Here is a 17,933-nt window from a genome sequence, read left to right as displayed (position 1 = left end):
CATGTTGCGACCATTAGAAATGGCCCATGATTTTCTTAGGGAAGTCATTACGGATCAAGATACCGTCGTTGATGCGACCATGGGCAATGGCCATGATACCCTTTTCTTGGCTAAACTAGCCAAAGAAGTTTATGCATTTGATATTCAAGAGCAGGCCTTGGTCCATACGCAGAAGCGTTTGGAAAAAGCAGGTCTTTCCAATGTCCACCTTCTTTTAAAGGGGCATGAAGAAGTAGATAGTTATGTCGACCAGGTCAAGGCAGCTATCTTCAACTTAGGCTATCTTCCTTCAGCAGACAAGTCGATTATTACCCAGCCCAGAACAACGATTCAGGCCATTGATAAGTTATGTCACTGCTTAATCAAGGGTGGGCGGATTGCCATTATGATCTATTATGGTCATGAGGGTGGAAATTTAGAGAAGGACGCGGTTTTAGATTTTGTCTCCCAACTTCCTCAACAAGAATTTACGGTCACTAGTTACCGGACTCTGAACCAAATCAATCATCCCCCATTTTTAGTCATGATTGAAAAATTAGAAAGTTATCGCCATGGATAAAGAATTTTTAAAAAATAAAATTGAAGATCTTCGCCACAATTTTGTGGAGTCAACCTCTCATGAACGTGCAGTCGGTTTTTTGGATGAAGCACGGATGAGCAAAAAGATGATCAAAATCAAGAAGAAGCTGGTCTCTCTTGAAATGGAACGTTGCCAGAAGAAAATTGAGCACAAGGATCTGACAAAGATTGATCAAAAGATCCAAGAACAAAAGCAACTCTTTGAGGACTGTTGTAACCAACAATCAGGAGGATAAGAGATGGAGATTCTTGTCTATGCCATTGTCTTTTCCCTGATCCTGATTGTCTCCAATGCGACCAATAAGTTGATTCCGACCTTGCCCCTCCCCTTGATCCAGATCGTCCTTGGGATTGGGATTGGCTTTCTCTTACCCAATTCTGAGTATCACTTAGATACCGAACTCTTTTTGGCCTTGGTTATTGGACCATTACTCTTTCGAGAAGCAGAAGAAGCAGACATTACCTCGATTTTGAAGCACTGGCGCATTATTGCCTTTTTAATCTTCCCAGTCATTTTTATTTCGACCCTTAGCTTGGGCTGGATGGCTCATCTCATGTGGATGGGAATTCCTTTGGCTGCTTGTATGGCAGTTGGAGCAGCGCTCGGTCCGACAGATTTAGTGGCCTTTGCCTCTCTATCGGAACGCTTTTCCTTTCCAAAACGAATCTCCAACATTCTAAAAGGAGAGGGCTTGCTCAACGATGCTTCAGGCTTGGTCGCCTTTCGTGTGGCACTGGCTGCATGGACCACTGGAGTATTTTCCTTGGGCCAAGCTAGTTGGGACTTGGTTATCTCCATTTTAGGCGGTTTTGCGGTAGGGATTGTGACAGCAGCTGTCAACCGTGGGCTTCAAAAATTACTGCTCAGTGTTCGGGCAACAGATATTGCCAGTGAACTCATTTTAGAATTGAGTCTTCCGTTGTTAACCTTCTTTATCGCAGAAGAGATCCATGTGTCGGGGATTATTGCGGTGGTCGTGGCTGGGATTCTAAAGGCCAGTCGGTTTAAGAAAATTACCCTATTAGAAGCCAAAGTCGATACGGTCACGCATACAGTTTGGAATACAGTCAATTTTGTCCTCAACGGTTCTGTCTTTGTCCTCTTGGGGATGGAGCTAGAGATGATCTCTGAGCCAATTCTTAGAACTCCCTTTTACAACAATCTGCTCTTGATTGTGACTGTTCTCTTATTGACGGGACTCTTATTCCTGATTCGCTTTTTGATGGTGTTTGGATTTTACTGGTACCGGGGTTTCCGATTAAAAAAATCCATTGATAAGTATCTGAAAGATGCCCTCTTGTTGACCTTTTCAGGGGTCAAAGGAACGGTGTCTATCGCGACCATTCTCTTGATACCGACAAATTTAGAAACAGAATACCCTGTTCTCTTGTTTTTAGTAGCAGGAGTCACCTTGTGTAGTTTCTTAATCGGGCTTCTCATCCTACCAAAACTCTCTGAAGACAAAGAGGAATCCAATGATCATTTAATGCACATTGCTATCTTGAACGATGTCGTCATGCTATTGGAAAAAGAGTTGACGGTGACCAAGCAGAAGGGTCCTTTGTATGCGGCGATTGATAATTATCATGGTCGGATAGAGAATATGATTCTCAGTCAGGAGGATAAGGCGACTCAAAGAGATTGGGAACAACTGAAACTCCTTATTCTTAGTATTGAGAATGATGGTCTGGAACAGGCTTATGAAGAAGGAAAGATTCGAGATAGAAGTTACCATGTCTATCAACGTTATCTTCGATCCATGGAGCAGAAGGTCAACCGCAATCTGTCATCCCGCTTGACCTATTATTTCTTGGTACTCTTCCGCTTAATTAGACTCCTCTTCCACGAAGTAGTGACCTTCGGTTCTGGTCTTCGGGCGTGGAAAAACGGAGAGAATTACAAGCTCGAAGCCATTGACTATGACCAGATTGCTGCCTTGTATTTGGCTAATACGGAAATTATTATCGAGAGTTTGGAAAATCTAAAAGGAGTCTATCGCAGTAGCTTGGTTTCCTTCCTTCAAGAATCTCGTCTGCGTGAAACGTCATTGATTACTAGTGGAGCCTTTGTAGAACGGGTTATCAATCGCATCAAGCCCAATAATATTGATGAGATGCTAAGAGGTTATTACTTAGAGAGAAAATTGATTTTCGAATATGAGGAACAGCATTTGATTTCGGCCAAGTATGCGCGTCGCATGCGGCAAAATGTCAACGAATTGGAAAACTATTCCTTAAGAGAAAGTGCCAATACTCTTCCTTATGATATGATCAATTACGCTCGAAATCGATAAAAATGATTTTCAGCTAAATAGAAGAAAAGAGATTGGTGACGCTTGTCCCAATCTCTTTGTTTTGTATCTTAGCAGACTATTGATTACTGGTCTGGTTGAATGTAATAGCGGTCCTCTCCGATTGGAATTAGCTGGACTTGTCCTCCATAAAAGGCGGATAGAGTCTCTTGGGTGAGGATTCCCTTCTTAGGTCCTTGAGCAAAACTTTGTCCGTCTTTGAGGAGAAGGACATGGCTAAAGGACTTGGTGATTTCCTCTGCATGGTGGGTGACAAAGAGAATGGTCGGTGCCTTTTCCATCTGTTTGATCTGGTGGATCAGCTGAAAAATCGCTTCCCGAGCAAACAAGTCGAGCCCACTTGAGGCTTCGTCAAAGATAAGAAGATCGGGTTCTTCCATGAGACTGCGGGCGATAAGAATCGTCTGTTTTTCCCCTTGAGAGAGGGTCCGGTATCTTCGCCCAATCAAAGCATTGGCTCCGATGCGACGCAACATGTCCCTTGCTTCGTCGAGTTCTTTTTCTCCATAAGCTGTATAAAGAATGCTACTTTTGTATTTTCCAGTGAGGACAATCTCTTCTGGAGAAAGAGATTCGGGGATGCGCTCTGAAATAAAGGAACTGACCACTCCGATTCGTTTGCGAAGCTCAGGAATGCCCCCTTGTCCAAATTGTGTCCCAAGAACGGAAACCTCTCCTTCCGTTTTCCAATATTCCGCCATTAAGAGACGAAGTAGGGTCGATTTACCAGCACCATTTAGTCCAAGGATGGCCCAGGTTTCCCCCTTATTGACGGTCCAATTTAAATGCGAAAGGAGATTGTTTCCATCTTTTCTTAGGGTGACCTCTTTTAGTTCAATTAAGCTATCTTTCATCTTTTTAACCTTCATAAAAATATTCTCTATTTTACCATAAATATGATAAAATAGCAGATAGGAGGAAAGGGATGTTTCATAAAAGTAAATTATTCTTTTGGACCTGTGAAGTCCTATTATTAACCATCATATTCTATATTTGGGGGACCATGGGAAATTTGATTTCGCCATTTGTGTCGGTCCTAAATACTATTATTCTTCCGTTTTTGATTGCGGGCTTCCTATATTATATTACCAATCCGATCGTGGAATTTTTAGAGAAGAGATTTCGTCTAAATCGAATGTTAGGAATCCTTTTAACTCTGGTAACTCTTTTTGGGTTGATCATCTATGGAGTAGTCTATATTCTTCCTATCTTGATTAATCAGTTGACTAGTTTGATCAATTCGACTCAGAGCCTCTATTGGGAAGTCCAAAGTTTTGTTACTAAGTTATCTAAGAATCCAGCCTTTCAGAATATCAATATCCAATCAACCATTCAGCAACTGAACTTATCCTATGTAGATATCCTACAAAATATTTTGAACAGTGTGACCAATAGTTTAGGTAGTGTGGTATCGACGATTGTCAACACGCTCTTTATTCTCGTGATGACGCCTATTTTCTTGGTTTATTTCTTGATCGATGGGAAAAAATTATTACCGATGCTAGAGCGGACCATTCTGAAAAATGACCGACGGAATATCAGCTCTCTCTTAGTGAGCCTCAACCAAACGGTTTCTCACTATATTAGCGGGATTTCAATCGATGCCTTGATAATCGGCACTCTCGCCTATATTGGTTACAGCATTATTGGTTTGAAATATGCCTTGGTCTTTGCCATTTTCTCAGCCTTGGCCAACCTCATTCCTTATATTGGGCCTACGATTGGCTTGATTCCTATGGTGGTTACCTATGCCTTCACGGATTTCAATATGATGGTCAAAGCGGTTATCTTCATGTTGATTGTTCAACAAATCGATGGAAATATTCTTTATCCACGGATTGTTGGAGGCGTAATGAAGGTGCATCCCATTACGATCATGGTTCTCTTGCTCTTGTCTAGTAACATCTACGGGGTCATTGGAATGATTGTGGCGATTCCGGTATACTCCATTGGAAAAGAAATCGTCAAATTTTTAGCAGCCTTATACGAAAATCATAAGCGGAACGAAAAACAAAAGAAACAGGAAGAATTTGGGATTATCAACAAATCCAAAGGTAGTTTTAATGAATAATGAATAGGGAGAACAGGACTCATTTTATCAAAATGACTTCCGTTTTCCCTTTTTTCTTGTACAATAGATATAAAATTATAAAGAATATGGTCCTTTCGTAAATTCTTACGCTTTTTTTAGGAAATGTGTTATAATAACTAGTGAATTGTGTAAATCAAGGAGAACTTAGGCATGTTAGAACTACTTGCTAAGAAACAACGGCGCCAAATGCGCTTGTTAGAAACATTAATACGTGAAAAACGCTGGTTCCATTTAAAGGAATTAGCAGAAATGCTAGATTGTACAGAGCGTTCGTTAAAGGAAGATCTTTCCAATTTACGGACAGTTTTTGATGACTTTTTGATTGAATCTTCTACCAATGGGATTAAAATTAGCTATGATGATTCTATCGGAATTGAGGTTGTTTACCATCACTTTTTCAAGGAATCTGTTGCTTTTTCTTTGTTAGAGTATCTATTTTTCCACAAGGATGTCTCAGCTGATCGGATCTGTCGTCGTTATGACCTGAGTCAACAGTCCTTTTATCGATTAATTCGTAATATCAACCAGATTTTACAAGAGAAGTACAATATCAGAATTACGTTGAATCCTCTCAATGTGGAAGGGGATGAGATTGATGTCCGCTTTTTCTATTCGCAATATTTCGCGGAGCGGTATTATTACTTGGATTGGCCTTTTCCAGACATCAGAGAGCAGGTTATCACAGATTTTATTACCTTTTTCTACAAGCTGACAGATTACCCCTTGTCCTTCTCTCTATTCCATTCCTACAGAATTATGTTGACGGTTTATCTTTGCCGGATCAAGCAAGGATATCGTATTGAGTTAGCGAATAAGTATGGCCAATATGCCTATCTCTACCAAGATTTACCAAAGATTAATGAGATGCTCCATTATTTCGGTCTCCAACTAGGTGTCGAATTTACTGAAGAAACCATCGAGCAACTCTTTATTATCTTCTTACAAAAACGCTTTTATTTTAGTCCTGAAGATTTGATTGCTGCGACCAAAGAAGATGCAGTCACCTATAAATCCTATAATCTAGCAAAAGAACTCCTTGAGAGAACAAGCCAAGCCTATGGCTTAGAGGTTCCAAATTTTGATGAAATGATTATGCATATTCACAATACGGCTCATTTGGAACGTCGTGAGATCTTTGCAGAATATCTTCTTTATGATACCAAGTCTAATACCAATGGAGATTACAAGACCCTCTTCCCTAAATTCTACCAAGATGTAGAGGAGAGTTTGTATCAATATTTAGTGGCGATGGGCTTCCATGAAAATCCGGAGAATCTCAAGCATTTGGTTTATACCGTCTTTTCTCATTGGGAAACCCTCTTGCCACAGCTCTTACGTCGCCGGAAGGCTGTGAAGGTTCTTATTATTAGTCGCTTTGATGATAACCATGCTAGATCGATGATTGATTTCTTGAAGTTTTATTGTACCGACAACTTTGAGTTTTCACAGTTAATTCAGCATGATGTTACGATTAGTGAATTGGAAAAATCTGAATATGATGTCATCGTTGCAAACTTCATGATTCCGAAACTGAAGGGAAAAGATTTTATTTGTACCAGCAGTTTGACCTTATTAGAACTAGTCGAAAAACTCAACACTCTCTTTTATGACTTTACGCGTCAGGAAGACTAAACCAAATTTCCCTCCGCTTTTGGAGGGAAATTTTTGCAATCATGCACCATTTTAAAAAATATGGTATAATGAGCATTATTATTTATACATTGAGGAGAAGATCCATGGAAGACCCTGGCAGTCAGGATTTAATACTGCAATTTGTTTTACTATTTATATTGACGCTATTAAATGCATTTTTCTCTGCGACAGAAATGTCGATGGTATCGCTGAATCGCTCTCGGGTGGAACAGAAGGCTGAAGAGGGTGATAAAAAATACATTCGCCTCTTAAAAGTATTGGAAAATCCAAACCACTTTTTGTCTACGATTCAAGTCGGCATTACCTTGATTACCATCTTGTCTGGGGCAAGCCTAGCCCATGATCTTGGGAAAGTCATAGCTTCTTGGATGGGAAATACGGAGACAGCGCGTGCGATGGCTAGTTTCCTCTCACTGGCTTTTCTGACTTATATTTCGATTGTATTTGGTGAGTTATATCCGAAGCGTATTGCCATGAATCTAAAAGATAGTTTGGCTATTCGGACGGCACCGATTGTTATTTTACTTGGTAAAATCGTTAGTCCCTTTGTCTGGCTCTTATCGGCATCAACCAATCTGGTAAGTCGTCTGACACCAATGCAATTCGATGATGCAGACGAAGAGATGTCACGAGATGAGATTGCCTATATGCTGGCTAAGAGTGAAACGAGTCTGGATGCTGACGAGATTGAAATGTTGCAAGGAGTCTTTTCGCTAGATGAGCTGATGGCGCGTGAGCTAATGGTTCCTCGTACGGATGCCTTTATGGTGGATATCCAAGATGATACCAGAGAAATCATCGAAAGTATCTTAAAACAGAATTTTTCTCGTATCCCTGTCTATGATGACGACAAGGATAATGTTATTGGTCTCATTCATACTAAACGCTTGCTCAACGAAGGGTTTGTGAATGGCTTTGAGAACATATTTCTTCGCAAGATTCTTCAGGAACCTCTCTTTGTACCTGAAACGATCTTTGTTGATGATCTCCTGAAGGAGCTTCGGAATACACAGAATCAAATGGCCATTTTGCTCGATGAGTATGGAGGAATGGCTGGTCTGGTAACCTTGGAAGATCTTCTTGAGGAAATCGTCGGGGAAATCGATGATGAAACCGATAAGGCTGAGAATGATGTTTTTGAAATTGAGCCTAACCTCTATATTGTTCAGGGGATTGTGACCCTAAATGATTTCAATGAGTATTTTGATGTGAAGTTAGAAAGCGATGATGTGGACACCATCGCAGGCTACTACCTGACTGGGGTTGGTCGCATTCCAGGTCATAAAGAACGCTTGAGCTTTGAAGTAGACAGTATGAAGAAACATTTGATTTTGACCAATGATAAAGTCAAAAATGGTCGTGTAACCAAAGTCAAGGTTGAGGTCAGTGATCTAGTGGATGAAGAAGAAACAATATCCAAATTACAGGATGCCTAATAGCATCTAAAACCAAGGGCTTTCCTTGGTTTTTTTGGTAGAGTGAAGATCAGCTCCTTTTGAGGCTTGGTTGCTTGTCCATCTGATTTAGTTTATAATAAAACTAAGAATCGCGAAGGAGGAAATAGGATGAAACAAGAAGAGTGGTTAGCGGAATTTGAACGAATTCATGGACGACCAGCTAGTCAAGAGGAATACCAACAAGCATGGGGATTGTTTAGAAATCCCGAAACTTCACAAGGGACGGTGGATGGAAACCCAAGTCCACAGGTTCATGCACCGACGGACGTTTCGGACTCAAGAATGGGGCAAGCAGTGCCACCAGTTGCGTCTCAGCCACAAGGAGGTCTAAACCAAGAGCAGGCTGTTTTTCCAGCGTTGAATGGGCCACAAGTTCAAGTGACTTCTTTCCCAAATGGTCAGGTGAATGGGACAATGGCGTATCCGGGTATGGGATCAATAGCTCCTAAGAAATCGAAAAAGGGATGGATTATTGGGATCTGTTCACTACTGGCAGTTGCTAGTTTGGCAGTCGGTGCTTTTTTCCTTTTTTTCAAGAATCCAAATAGTATTCAAGGGACTTGGCAGGCAACTTCTGAGACTAAAAAAGAATTGCTGTCATATGTAGGAAAAGGCTTCTTAGATGATACCGACATCCCGGAAGAATACATGAAGGATTTGAATGTTTCTCTTGAGGTGAAAGATAAAAAAGTAAAGATGGTGGCAACGGCCAAGATTGATTTCAAAGCCCTAGCTGATTATATGGTGGAAGGAAGCGGTGGAGTAATCGCTTCATCTTCAGATGCCTTGAACTATATCGAAACCTATGGTAACAGTTTACTTTTTGATCAAATAGGCATTAAGATAGATACCAAAAAGGGGACCATTGAGTACATGATGTTTCAAGGAAAGCTTAATGAGAAGGATAAAGAATTTGTATCTGAAAAAGATACAACCCTGATCAATGTAACCTTAGATTATACCACTAAGGATGGTATCTTAACTATTAAAGAAAAAGATGGTAAAGGCGACGAGAAGTTAACGTTTAAAAAATAAAAAGTCATTAAATCTATTTTGAGGCTGGGCAAAGAGTGTCCAGCCTTTGCTGTGTGATAGTAGTAGATGCATGATGCAGTACTTGATGGCTAAAGCACTGTTTTGAGCTATGTGGGAGTGGGGAAAGGAACTCTATTTAATTAGTTGGAGTCCTTTGCCACTCCCATTCTCGTTTGTGGATGAGAAAGAAGTTCCATCAAAAAATTTAAAAAATTCTGAATTTAGGGTTGACAAGGGGAAATAATTACGATAAGATAATCAACAAATAAAAAACGAAAGCAGAATGTTATGAAAAACACACACACCTCATTGTTAAATCAAAACTTTTATTTTAGCTACTTTAGATAGTGTTTGTAGACATGAACTCATGGATGCAAACGAAACGAGCAATTTGTTTGTATCTATGTGGCTAAGATTTTTGATTGTGGTCCATATAGATGATATCTAAATGGACGGCAATGCTGGCATACTTTTTAAGTTTGTGAGGAATCATACCAACCGTTTAGAGATCATCTAAACGGTTTTTTGTTTCCTGTTTGGATTTTTTAGAAAAGGAGATCTTTTTAATGAAAGTTGTAAAGAAATTAATTGCACCAGTTTTGGTTGTCGGTCTACTGATGACTTCCCTCTTGACCCTACATCAGTTGAAGACCTCCAAGCATCAAAAAATTAGGATTGGGATTTCCCAATATATTACCCATAAGTCTCTAGATGCGACTCGCAAAGGCTTTGTAGAAGAGTTGGCCAAGCAAGGCTATGTGAATGGAGAAACGATTGAAATCGACTATCAAAATGCCCAAGGCGAACAAAGAAATTTGAAAAATATTTCGAAACAATTGGCTCAAAAGAGTGATTTGGTCTTTGCAATCGCCACTCCATCAGCTCAAAGTTTAGCCAATACAACTCATACAACCCCTGTCCTTTTCTCAGCGGTAACGGATCCTCTGGCTGCCAAGCTAGTCAAGAAATTGGATCAACCTGGTGGGAATGTGACGGGAACGAGTGACCAGTCTTCAGATGCGATTGCTACTCAGGTTGATATGATTAAAACTGTCTTACCCACTGCTAAGATCGTAGGAATTCTCTACACACAAAGTGAACCTAATTCTGTCGTTCAAAAGGACGAAGCAAAAAAGATTCTTGAGGCTAAAGGCTATCTAGTGGTGGAGAAAACTATTTTAGACAGCAATAATGTGAAAGCTGCAGCTGACAGTTTGATGTCAGAGGTGGATATAGTCTTTGTTCCAACAGACAACATCATTTCTTCCACTATGGAAACCATTAAACAAGTTTCTTTGAAGCATCAGGTTCCGGTGTTTGGGGGATCTATTGAAATGATCCAAGTGGGCGGTCTTTATACCTATGGTACAGACTATAAAGCCTTGGGACGTCAATCTGCCCGGATGGCGATTCGTATCCTGAAAGGGGAAAAGGCAGCCGAACTGGCAGTGGAGGCCCCTAAGAATCTAGAATTGTATGTCAACAAAGAGATGGCGAAGAAATTAGGAATTGATCTCTCTGGTATGAACGAAAAGAAATAGGAGATGGATGATGGATTTAGTATTATCAAGTTTATCTGAAGGTTTATTGTGGTCAATTATGGCCATTGGTATTTTCTTAACATTCCGCATCTTAGATATAGCGGATATGACAGCGGAAGGGGCCTTTCCACTAGGAGCTGCTGTAGTTGCTTCCCAAATCCAAGCAGGTCAAAACCCTTGGTTAGCGACCCTCTTCTCGATTTTAGCAGGGATGTTAGCAGGTCTAGTTTCTGGCCTTCTGCATACCAAGATGAAGATCCCCGCCCTCTTAACAGGGATTGTGACACTGACTGGTCTCTATTCAATCAATATTAAGATTATGGGGGGCGTCCCTAATTTATCCATTGGTGATTCTAGTACCATTTTCAAGTCTGTAATGGGCTTGGGTTTGTCCAATGAGGCGGCTGTCTTTGCTGTTAGTATTGCTTGTTTGTTATTGGTTTGTCTGATTTTGACCCTCTTGATGAAAACCCAGATTGGTTTGGTTCTTCGTTCGACTGGTGACAATATCCCGATGAGTGAGGCCAATGGGGTGAATGTGGACACCATGAAGATTTTCGGTTACATGATTTCCAATGGACTGGTTGCATTGTGTGGGGCTCTTTTCGCTCAGACAGACGGCTTCTCCGACGTGACTTCTGGTACAGGGACCATCGTCGTAGGTCTCAGTGCTGTTATTTTAGCAGAAGTCCTAATTCATGATTTGACCATTGGAGGACGCTTGCTTTCGATTGGAGTGGGGGCAATTGTCTACCGCCTCATTATCCTCAATATCTACGAAATTCCAAACCTAGACCAAAACTTAGTCCGTTTGTTTAACGCCATTCTCTTGGCTTTGGTCTTGTTCGCACCAGAAGTACAGAAACGTGTCAAGATTCGTGGATTAAAATTAAGCAGCAACTAGAAGGAGAAGATAAATGGCAACATTGTTAAAAATTGAAGATATCCATAAGACATTCGAAGCAGGTACGGTCAATGAAAACCATGTTCTCAAAGGCTTGGATCTAACAGTAGAAGAAGGGGATTTCATCTCCGTCATCGGAGGAAATGGAGCTGGGAAATCGACCTTGATGAATATTCTGGCTGGTGGCTTGCAAGTGGATCAAGGAGATATCCTTTTGGAAGGGAAATCCATTAAGCAGACCAGTGTTCGGAAGCGTGCTAAAGATATTGCGCGTGTTTTCCAGGATCCTAAGATGGGGACGGCTTCCCGCTTGACCATTGAAGAAAACATGGCCATTGCTAAAAAACGTGGAGCAAGACGGAGCCTCAGTTGGGGTGTCAAAGAAAAGGACCGCGAGGAATTTAAAACGGCTTTGAAGGAACTCAATATTGGTTTGGAAAATCGCCTCAAAGTGGATACGCAATACTTATCAGGCGGGCAACGTCAAGCTTTGACCTTAGTGATGGCTGCCTTGGTCAAACCGAAACTCTTGCTACTGGATGAACATACCGCGGCGCTCGACCCCAAGACCAGTGAAATGGTCATGGAACTGACGCAAAAGATTGTCGAAAGCCATGATTTGACAACCTTGATGATTACGCATGATATGAACCATGCCATCGCATATGGCAATCGCTTGATCATGCTCTACCAAGGCAAGATTGTAGTCGATGTTAAAGGGGAAGAAAAGAAGAACCTGACAGTTGAAGACTTGATGCGCCTTTTCCATCAGAACAGTGGTGAAACATTGGTGAGTGACGAATTGGTATTAGGATAAACGAAAAAGAGAGTGGGACAGAAATCGGTAATTCGTTAGAATTCGATTTCGTCGTCCTACCTCCGCACAGTTGAGTAGGGCTGTAAAAGCTGATGAAATCAGCGTAGTAGAGCCCACTCAACCACTGCGTCTTGCTCGATAATCCAAAGACAATTGAGAGGCTAGGACTTTTGTCCCAGCCTCTTTTATATTGAAGAAAAAGTAATCCTAGTAACTTTCCTTAGGTGAGTGCGGACGTCAGCGAACTTCTACGAAATTCCATGACTTAGTTTTGAATCTAAGGTTTCAAAACTCCCGAATGCTTGAAAAAAACAGTGTTTCAAGCATTTTTCTCACTGCGGAAAGTTTCAATGCTTAGCTTAATGCTAAAAAGACGAAATTTATTTTTTTATTGAAGAATCACTAATGTTCTTTTATTGATGTAGCTAACAACATCAAGCTAATCCTGTTCCTTTTTCTCTAGGAAGCTAGCTGCGAGAACAAGGCTGAGTCCTGCTAAGAAGAGTAGGTATGAACTGTGTCCAGTATTCGTTTTTGGAAGTTGTCTTTGCGAAGCCTGGTCTTGTTTAGAGTTGGGAACACTCATCAAAGCATCACCGGCCTTCCTTGGACTAGTGCTCTCTGAAATTGGCTTGTATGGCTCCCTTCTTTCTGATGTAGTCGGCTCAACTTTTTCACTGGAGTCTGACTGGTAGACAATGGCATAGGTTCTTAACTCTTGTGCCATGAATTCAATCATGCCCTCTCTGAGTGTGAATTCTAATGGTTGGAGTCCTTGATTAGGAGTCAGGACATAGAGTTGCTTCACTTCTTTTGATAGTGGAAGTCGTACCAGTACACTTCCTTTCACTGGAACTGGATTCCCTTCTTTATCCTTGAGTTGAAGGTTGAAAGCATCGTAGGTTTTACCAAAGAGACCTTGGTCAAGGACCTTTTGAATCTCTAAATGACTGTCACTACCAATCTCATTCTCTCCGCTAATGACCTCTACCTTGCTTGCTTGGTCTTTCAGTACTCGAAGGACATATTCAGGTAGAGAGTGGATAGGTGCCTCCTGCCCAGAAGTGCCGATTGGCTCTGTGTACTCAGGAAGGGTCACTACAGGTGGTTTTTGGTCTCCCAAACTTGTCACTATAGCAGGTAAGAGAGAGACGACCGGACTAGTGATGGTCTTTCCTCGGATGGCATAGGCTGAGATGATCTGATTTTGTTTTTGGTGAAAAGTTTCTGGGATCGGCAGTTCAATCTGCTGGTCCTTAATCGCTAACACTCGATTTCCATCTGATAGAGTAACGTGCTGTTCGTCCCTTTTTTTGAGGAAAATAGGATCTTTTTCGCCAGGGAAATGAAGGGCAATAGCATCCCACTCCCCAGACGGAAGTGTGAGGGTAATCGTCTGATCGCCTGCTTTTACTGGGGCTAGGCTTGGAGTATCCAGGGATACTGTTGGTGGCTTTAAGATGTCGAATGAATCTAGAGAAATCATCTTTCTGTCATCAAGAGAATTAGGATCCACTGTCAAGGTGAGGATATGATCTCCATTGCTTAAGTTTGTATACTCGCCAATTAATACGTTCTTTTCATAGTCAGCACTTGAGTAGAAGTTCAAGCTTGGCATTTCTTTTCCATCCAGGGTTACTAAGGCTTTTCCATAGTCAGAAGATTTTAAGCCGTAAATGCGAATACCTGTACCAGTGAAGGGAATGGTTGCCTTGGCCTCAGAAAACTGAGATGGATCCACGTTTTGGAGAGTCGCGTATTTTTCTGTCGTTTGATATAAGCCTGATTCATTCCAGTCCTTGAACAAGGAGCCATAGTGGATGCGGGGGTCTCTGTCATCCATCTTTTCAACAGTCGCACCTTGGCCTGGATAGATTTTAAAGTAATCCAAGGAAATTTTTGAGCGTTCATCCCCTCGGTTCAAGTGCTCCTTCTTCACAGTTAGAGTTAGGAGGTGATCTCCATCAGGAAGTCCTGTAAAACGACCGATTAGAGCACTTTTTTCCGTCTCTCCAGATGTGTGGAAATCTAGGTCTCCTATTTTTTTGCCATCGATTTGGACTTCTGCCAGGCCTAATTCAGATGATTTGAGACCATAGATTTCAATTCCTCTCCCCTTGAAAGAGATCCTAGCAGTAGCATCTTTGTCAGAATAGCTATCGACAGTTAGGTCAGCGTATTTTTCAGTTCCTGCAAATAGATCAGCATCCTCCCAGTTATGGAAGGCAGGACCGTATTGAACACGGGGATCTCTGTCGTCCATCAATTCGACAACTGGCTGGATTGACGCAGCTTCTGATGCTTGCCTTGAGCGCTCCCCAATCATGGCTCTAACAGTATAGCTATAGCTGTGGAGAGAATCAATGGAGCGGTCGATGAAATGAGTGACATTGGTTAGGAATTCCTTGACAGAAGAAGCGTCATTGCTTTCATCTTTGCTTTCTCGACGGATGACATAGTGGGTTGCATCTGTAACCGGATTGAAATCGAGTTCAGCTGTTACAGCATCTTTTCTCACAGCAGATAGGCGAGTGACCTGCTCTGGCAACTTCTCAAAGGTAATCTGATCCCCTTTTTGAGTGGCAATCTGAATCCGATTGCCCTTCAGAAGAGTTGGCTTGATTTCTTTCCCGTTAATCTTGACAATACTCGATTCGATATCTGGATAATCGACCACTAAATCTCCCCCAGCATGGGAAAGGAAAGCTAATGACTCAAGATTTTTTTCTTTCCATTTCATGCTGACTTCAAAGTTACCACGAGCGACTAGACCTGAGACTTGCCCGTCTTTCCAGGCATCCGGAAGAGCTGGTAATGGAGCAATATAGCCTGTGTGAGACTGAAGGAGCATTTCTGCCATCCCGCTGGTGGCACCAAAGTTTCCATCAATTTGGAAAGGCGCGTGCGTATCCCAGAGGTTTTCTAGAGTTGAAGATTTAAGCTGTTCAGCCAACAAACGATGGGCACGATTTCCATCTAGTAGACGAGCCCAGAGGTTGATTTTATTGGCCTTGGACCAACCAGTCCCCCCATCTCCACGATGGTTTAAGGTTGCGCGTGCGGCCTCCAGGTATTCCGGCTGATCCTTGCCAAATAAAGTACCTGGGAAGAGTCCAACTAGATGGGAAACGTGACGGTGATGGTTTTCAATTCCTTCATTAGTGAATTGAGGACTGTCTTCTTCGTACCATTCCTTGATTCGGCCCTCTTGGTTGATATGAAGTGGTTTGAGCTTGTCAAATTTAGTCTTCACTTCTGTCACCAAGTCTTGGTCGACATTGAGATGATTGGCTGCTTCCATATAGTCGTGGAAGAGCTGCCAAACTAGAGATTGGTCAAAGGTATTCCCAATCGTGATGGTTCCATGTTCTGGTGAGTAGGATGGAGAAGACACCCAACGGTCACTAGATTTGTCGTAGTGCAAGAAGGAATTCCAGAACTTAGCAGTTTCCTTGAGCATTGGATAAATCTTTTCTTTGAGATAGGTCTCATCCTTGGTGAATTTGTAGTAGTCATAGACATTCTGCATCATCCAAGCATTGGCAGCCGGAGACCAACCCCAATAATAGTCCCAACCTGGAGTGGTCCAGCCAAACGGTGTAGCTTGGGTGTGGACCAGCCAACCATTTTCTTGGCCTTCTTTGGACTCGATCCCTGCATACTCTTTAGCAGCGATACGGCCATAGTAGCGCAGGTCATCGATATAATTGACCATTGGTTTAGCCGTTTCTGCGAGATTGCTCATATAGGCAGGCCAGTAGTTCATCTGAAGGTTAACGTTGAGGTGGTAATCAGCGTTCCAAGGTGGATTGTCTACAGCATTCCAGACTCCTTGCAAGTTAGCAGGAAGAGCATCAGTACGGTCACGAGACGAACTGATGAGGAGGTAACGTCCGTATTGGAAGAAGAGTTCCTCTAGTTGTTGCCCTTTTTCCGGATTATAGGTTTGGAGAGCTTCTTTTGTCGTTTGAGTAGACTTGCTACCGCCAAGATTTAGTTGAACACGGTTGAAGAGACTTTGATAGTCCTCGATGTGGTCATGTTTTAGAGTTTCATAATCTTTGGCCTTAGCAGCTTCGACAATCGATTTGACAGTTGTTTCTACATTAATATCCTTGCGATAATTGGTTTTTGGATTTTGAGCATAATTGGTCTTGGCACTGAGTAAAAGGGTCGCATAGCTAGCTCCAGTGACAGTCAAATAGCCATCTTGTGCAGTGACTTGTCCGTCTGTCTTGATTCCAAGATAAGAAGCAAATTGTAGTCCATTATCTTTGACAGTCCCCTTGAGCAAGATACCATTCGAATCAGTCGTAACCGCCCCTTGTTTATAATTCGAATATTCCCAAGAGTAATCGCCATTAGCAAGTAAATCTTCTGTTAAGCTATTCCAAAGGGTAAAATCGAGGGTCTTATCTCCTTTTTTACTCAAATGGGTTACAGTAACATCGTCAGGATAGCTAGAGAAGGTTTCGCGTTTAAAAGTGGTTCCATCTTGGCTATAAGAAGTAGTCGTAATAGCTTGGGTAATATCTAAGTCACGATGATAGTCGGTAACATTTTCCAAGCCTTTCTTTTGGTTGTTAAAGACCATAAAGATATCACCAAAAGATAAATAACGACCATACTGAGCATTGTTTGGTCCTACTAGATTTTGTTCAGCTAATTGTTTCGCTTTTTGGCGGTCTCCAGCTTCAAGGGCCTTACGGATTTCTGCTAAGACTTTGTAGCGGTCTTCGTAGTTTCCTCCTTTATAGTCTGTACTATCTGGCTGAGGGCCTCCAGACCAGAGTGTTTTTTCGTTGTACTGGATTCTCTCCTCACCAATTAATCCGAAGACTTTGGCCCCCATCTCGCCATTTCCGACTGGGAGAGCCTGCTTTTCCCAACCGTCATAGGAAGGAGCAGCTGGTTGATTGTAGGTCAATTGATAATCAGTTTGTTTGGCCACGGGAGTCTCAACTTTCATAGTTTCCTTATCTTTATTCGGCTCAATTGAACTAGTCGAACCGTCTGTATGATTACTTTCAACAGATCTATCAGGAGTTGAGTCTCTTTCTTCAGAAATAGGAGCAATAGGTGGATTTTCTGGCTTGGATCCTCCAGTTCCGTCAGTCGGACTCTCTATTGTTGGGGCAGATTCAGTAAGGTTGTTTTCATTTTGACTTCCCGTAATACTATCAGCCAATACCTGATGTGAGCTGAGAAAAAATGCACCTAGTAAAACAGAAGCCGTACCGACTGTTAGTTTGCGGATGCTATAACGACAGGATTTTTCCAAAAATCTTTGGTCCATAGAACTCTCCTCTAGCTTTTTGAGACCGCTTACATTTTTAGTTAAAGACAGTCCCTTCATATTTTATTTCTATCATATCCAATTTAATAGGGAAACAGGAAAATGTCAATAGCTTTTAGGTAAGATGCATATTTGAGAGTGTTATTTCTTAAAATAGGAGAGAAATAAGAGATAAATAAGCTATTATTTTGGGCTGAAACAGTTTTCATTTTCGGATATCGTAAAAAAAACAGTTGAGTCCATTCTC

General features: G+C 41.7%; 12 protein-coding genes. 10 read left to right on the top strand and 2 right to left on the bottom strand.

Features of this window, described 5'->3' with window-relative positions; all coding sequences use genetic code 11:
• Position 1: 1 nt before the first annotated feature.
• The 3 genes from mnmM to E5S68_RS05435 are packed head-to-tail and all read left to right on the top strand — an operon-like array spanning position 2 to position 2,873.
• Positions 2-559 (top strand): tRNA 5-(aminomethyl)-2-thiouridylate-methyltransferase MnmM, encoded by a 558-nt coding sequence (mnmM, locus tag E5S68_RS05445; protein WP_135782667.1) that lies wholly within the window; start codon positions 2-4, stop codon positions 557-559.
• On the top strand, positions 552-815 hold the full coding sequence (locus E5S68_RS05440; RefSeq protein ID WP_135782666.1) for a hypothetical protein: 264 nt from the start codon (positions 552-554) through the stop codon (positions 813-815). Before mnmM ends, E5S68_RS05440 begins: the two co-directional genes overlap by 8 nt.
• A 3-nt stretch (positions 816-818) precedes the next feature.
• The gene (locus tag E5S68_RS05435; protein WP_135782665.1) at positions 819-2,873 is read left to right on the top strand and encodes a cation:proton antiporter; all 2,055 of its coding nucleotides are present in this window, start codon (positions 819-821) and stop codon (positions 2,871-2,873) included.
• A gap of 83 nt (positions 2,874-2,956) precedes the next feature.
• On the opposite strand, the gene E5S68_RS05430 is transcribed toward E5S68_RS05435, so the two are convergent.
• A complete protein-coding gene (locus E5S68_RS05430; protein ID WP_135782664.1) occupies positions 2,957-3,760 on the bottom strand; it encodes an ABC transporter ATP-binding protein in 804 nt (267 codons plus the stop codon).
• Positions 3,761-3,816: 56 nt separating this feature from the next.
• On the opposite strand from E5S68_RS05430, the gene E5S68_RS05425 reads away from it, so the two are divergent.
• From E5S68_RS05425 to E5S68_RS05395, 7 genes are all read left to right on the top strand, one after another.
• Positions 3,817-4,962, top strand: a complete 1,146-nt coding sequence (locus E5S68_RS05425; RefSeq protein WP_135782663.1) for an AI-2E family transporter — start codon at positions 3,817-3,819, stop codon at positions 4,960-4,962.
• A gap of 171 nt (positions 4,963-5,133) precedes the next feature.
• Positions 5,134-6,615 carry an AcpB/EbpR/MafR family transcriptional regulator gene (locus E5S68_RS05420; RefSeq protein ID WP_135782662.1) on the top strand — a complete coding sequence of 494 codons (1,482 nt, stop codon included), beginning with the start codon at positions 5,134-5,136 and terminating at the stop codon, positions 6,613-6,615.
• 104 nt (positions 6,616-6,719) lie between these two features.
• Positions 6,720-8,072, top strand: a complete 1,353-nt coding sequence (locus tag E5S68_RS05415; RefSeq protein ID WP_135782661.1) for a hemolysin family protein — start codon at positions 6,720-6,722, stop codon at positions 8,070-8,072.
• Positions 8,073-8,201: 129 nt separating this feature from the next.
• Entirely contained in the window at positions 8,202-9,128 is a 927-nt protein-coding gene (locus E5S68_RS05410; protein WP_135782660.1) for a hypothetical protein, read from the top strand.
• A gap of 566 nt (positions 9,129-9,694) precedes the next feature.
• Positions 9,695-10,669, top strand: coding sequence for an ABC transporter substrate-binding protein (locus E5S68_RS05405; protein ID WP_135782659.1), 975 nt, complete (start codon positions 9,695-9,697; stop codon positions 10,667-10,669).
• Positions 10,670-10,679: 10 nt separating this feature from the next.
• Complete coding sequence (locus E5S68_RS05400; protein WP_135782658.1) at positions 10,680-11,573, top strand: ABC transporter permease; 894 nt, start codon at positions 10,680-10,682, stop codon at positions 11,571-11,573.
• A 13-nt stretch (positions 11,574-11,586) separates the two neighbouring features.
• A complete protein-coding gene (locus E5S68_RS05395) occupies positions 11,587-12,390 on the top strand; it encodes an ABC transporter ATP-binding protein (protein ID WP_135782657.1) in 804 nt (267 codons plus the stop codon).
• Positions 12,391-12,829: 439 nt separating this feature from the next.
• On the opposite strand, the gene E5S68_RS05390 is transcribed toward E5S68_RS05395, so the two are convergent.
• On the bottom strand, positions 12,830-17,686 hold the full coding sequence (locus tag E5S68_RS05390; protein ID WP_135782656.1) for a glycosyl hydrolase family 95 catalytic domain-containing protein: 4,857 nt from the start codon (positions 17,684-17,686) through the stop codon (positions 12,830-12,832).
• Positions 17,687-17,933: the final 247 nt, after the last annotated feature.

This window comes from Streptococcus rubneri, assembly GCF_004785935.1.
GTDB classification, from domain to species: domain Bacteria; phylum Bacillota; class Bacilli; order Lactobacillales; family Streptococcaceae; genus Streptococcus; species Streptococcus rubneri.
The sequence above is the reverse complement of the archived record's forward strand: the minus strand, read 5'-3'. Positions and strand labels throughout refer to the sequence as shown.

Bases quoted from the DNA above. Each gene is read 5' to 3' on its own strand.
- E5S68_RS05395 (WP_135782657.1), top strand. From the start codon at position 11,587: ATGGCAACATTGTTAAAAATTGAAGATATCCATAAGACATTCGAAGCA.
- E5S68_RS05405 (WP_135782659.1), top strand. From the start codon at position 9,695: ATGAAAGTTGTAAAGAAATTAATTGCACCAGTTTTGGTTGTCGGTCTA.
- E5S68_RS05430 (WP_135782664.1), bottom strand. From the start codon at position 3,760: ATGAAGGTTAAAAAGATGAAAGATAGCTTAATTGAACTAAAAGAGGTC.
- E5S68_RS05435 (WP_135782665.1), top strand. From the start codon at position 819: ATGGAGATTCTTGTCTATGCCATTGTCTTTTCCCTGATCCTGATTGTC.
- E5S68_RS05400 (WP_135782658.1), top strand. From the start codon at position 10,680: ATGGATTTAGTATTATCAAGTTTATCTGAAGGTTTATTGTGGTCAATT.
- E5S68_RS05410 (WP_135782660.1), top strand. From the start codon at position 8,202: ATGAAACAAGAAGAGTGGTTAGCGGAATTTGAACGAATTCATGGACGA.
- E5S68_RS05425 (WP_135782663.1), top strand. From the start codon at position 3,817: ATGTTTCATAAAAGTAAATTATTCTTTTGGACCTGTGAAGTCCTATTA.
- E5S68_RS05440 (WP_135782666.1), top strand. From the start codon at position 552: ATGGATAAAGAATTTTTAAAAAATAAAATTGAAGATCTTCGCCACAAT.
- E5S68_RS05420 (WP_135782662.1), top strand. From the start codon at position 5,134: ATGTTAGAACTACTTGCTAAGAAACAACGGCGCCAAATGCGCTTGTTA.
- mnmM (WP_135782667.1), top strand. From the start codon at position 2: ATGTTGCGACCATTAGAAATGGCCCATGATTTTCTTAGGGAAGTCATT.
- E5S68_RS05390 (WP_135782656.1), bottom strand. From the start codon at position 17,686: ATGGACCAAAGATTTTTGGAAAAATCCTGTCGTTATAGCATCCGCAAA.
- E5S68_RS05415 (WP_135782661.1), top strand. From the start codon at position 6,720: ATGGAAGACCCTGGCAGTCAGGATTTAATACTGCAATTTGTTTTACTA.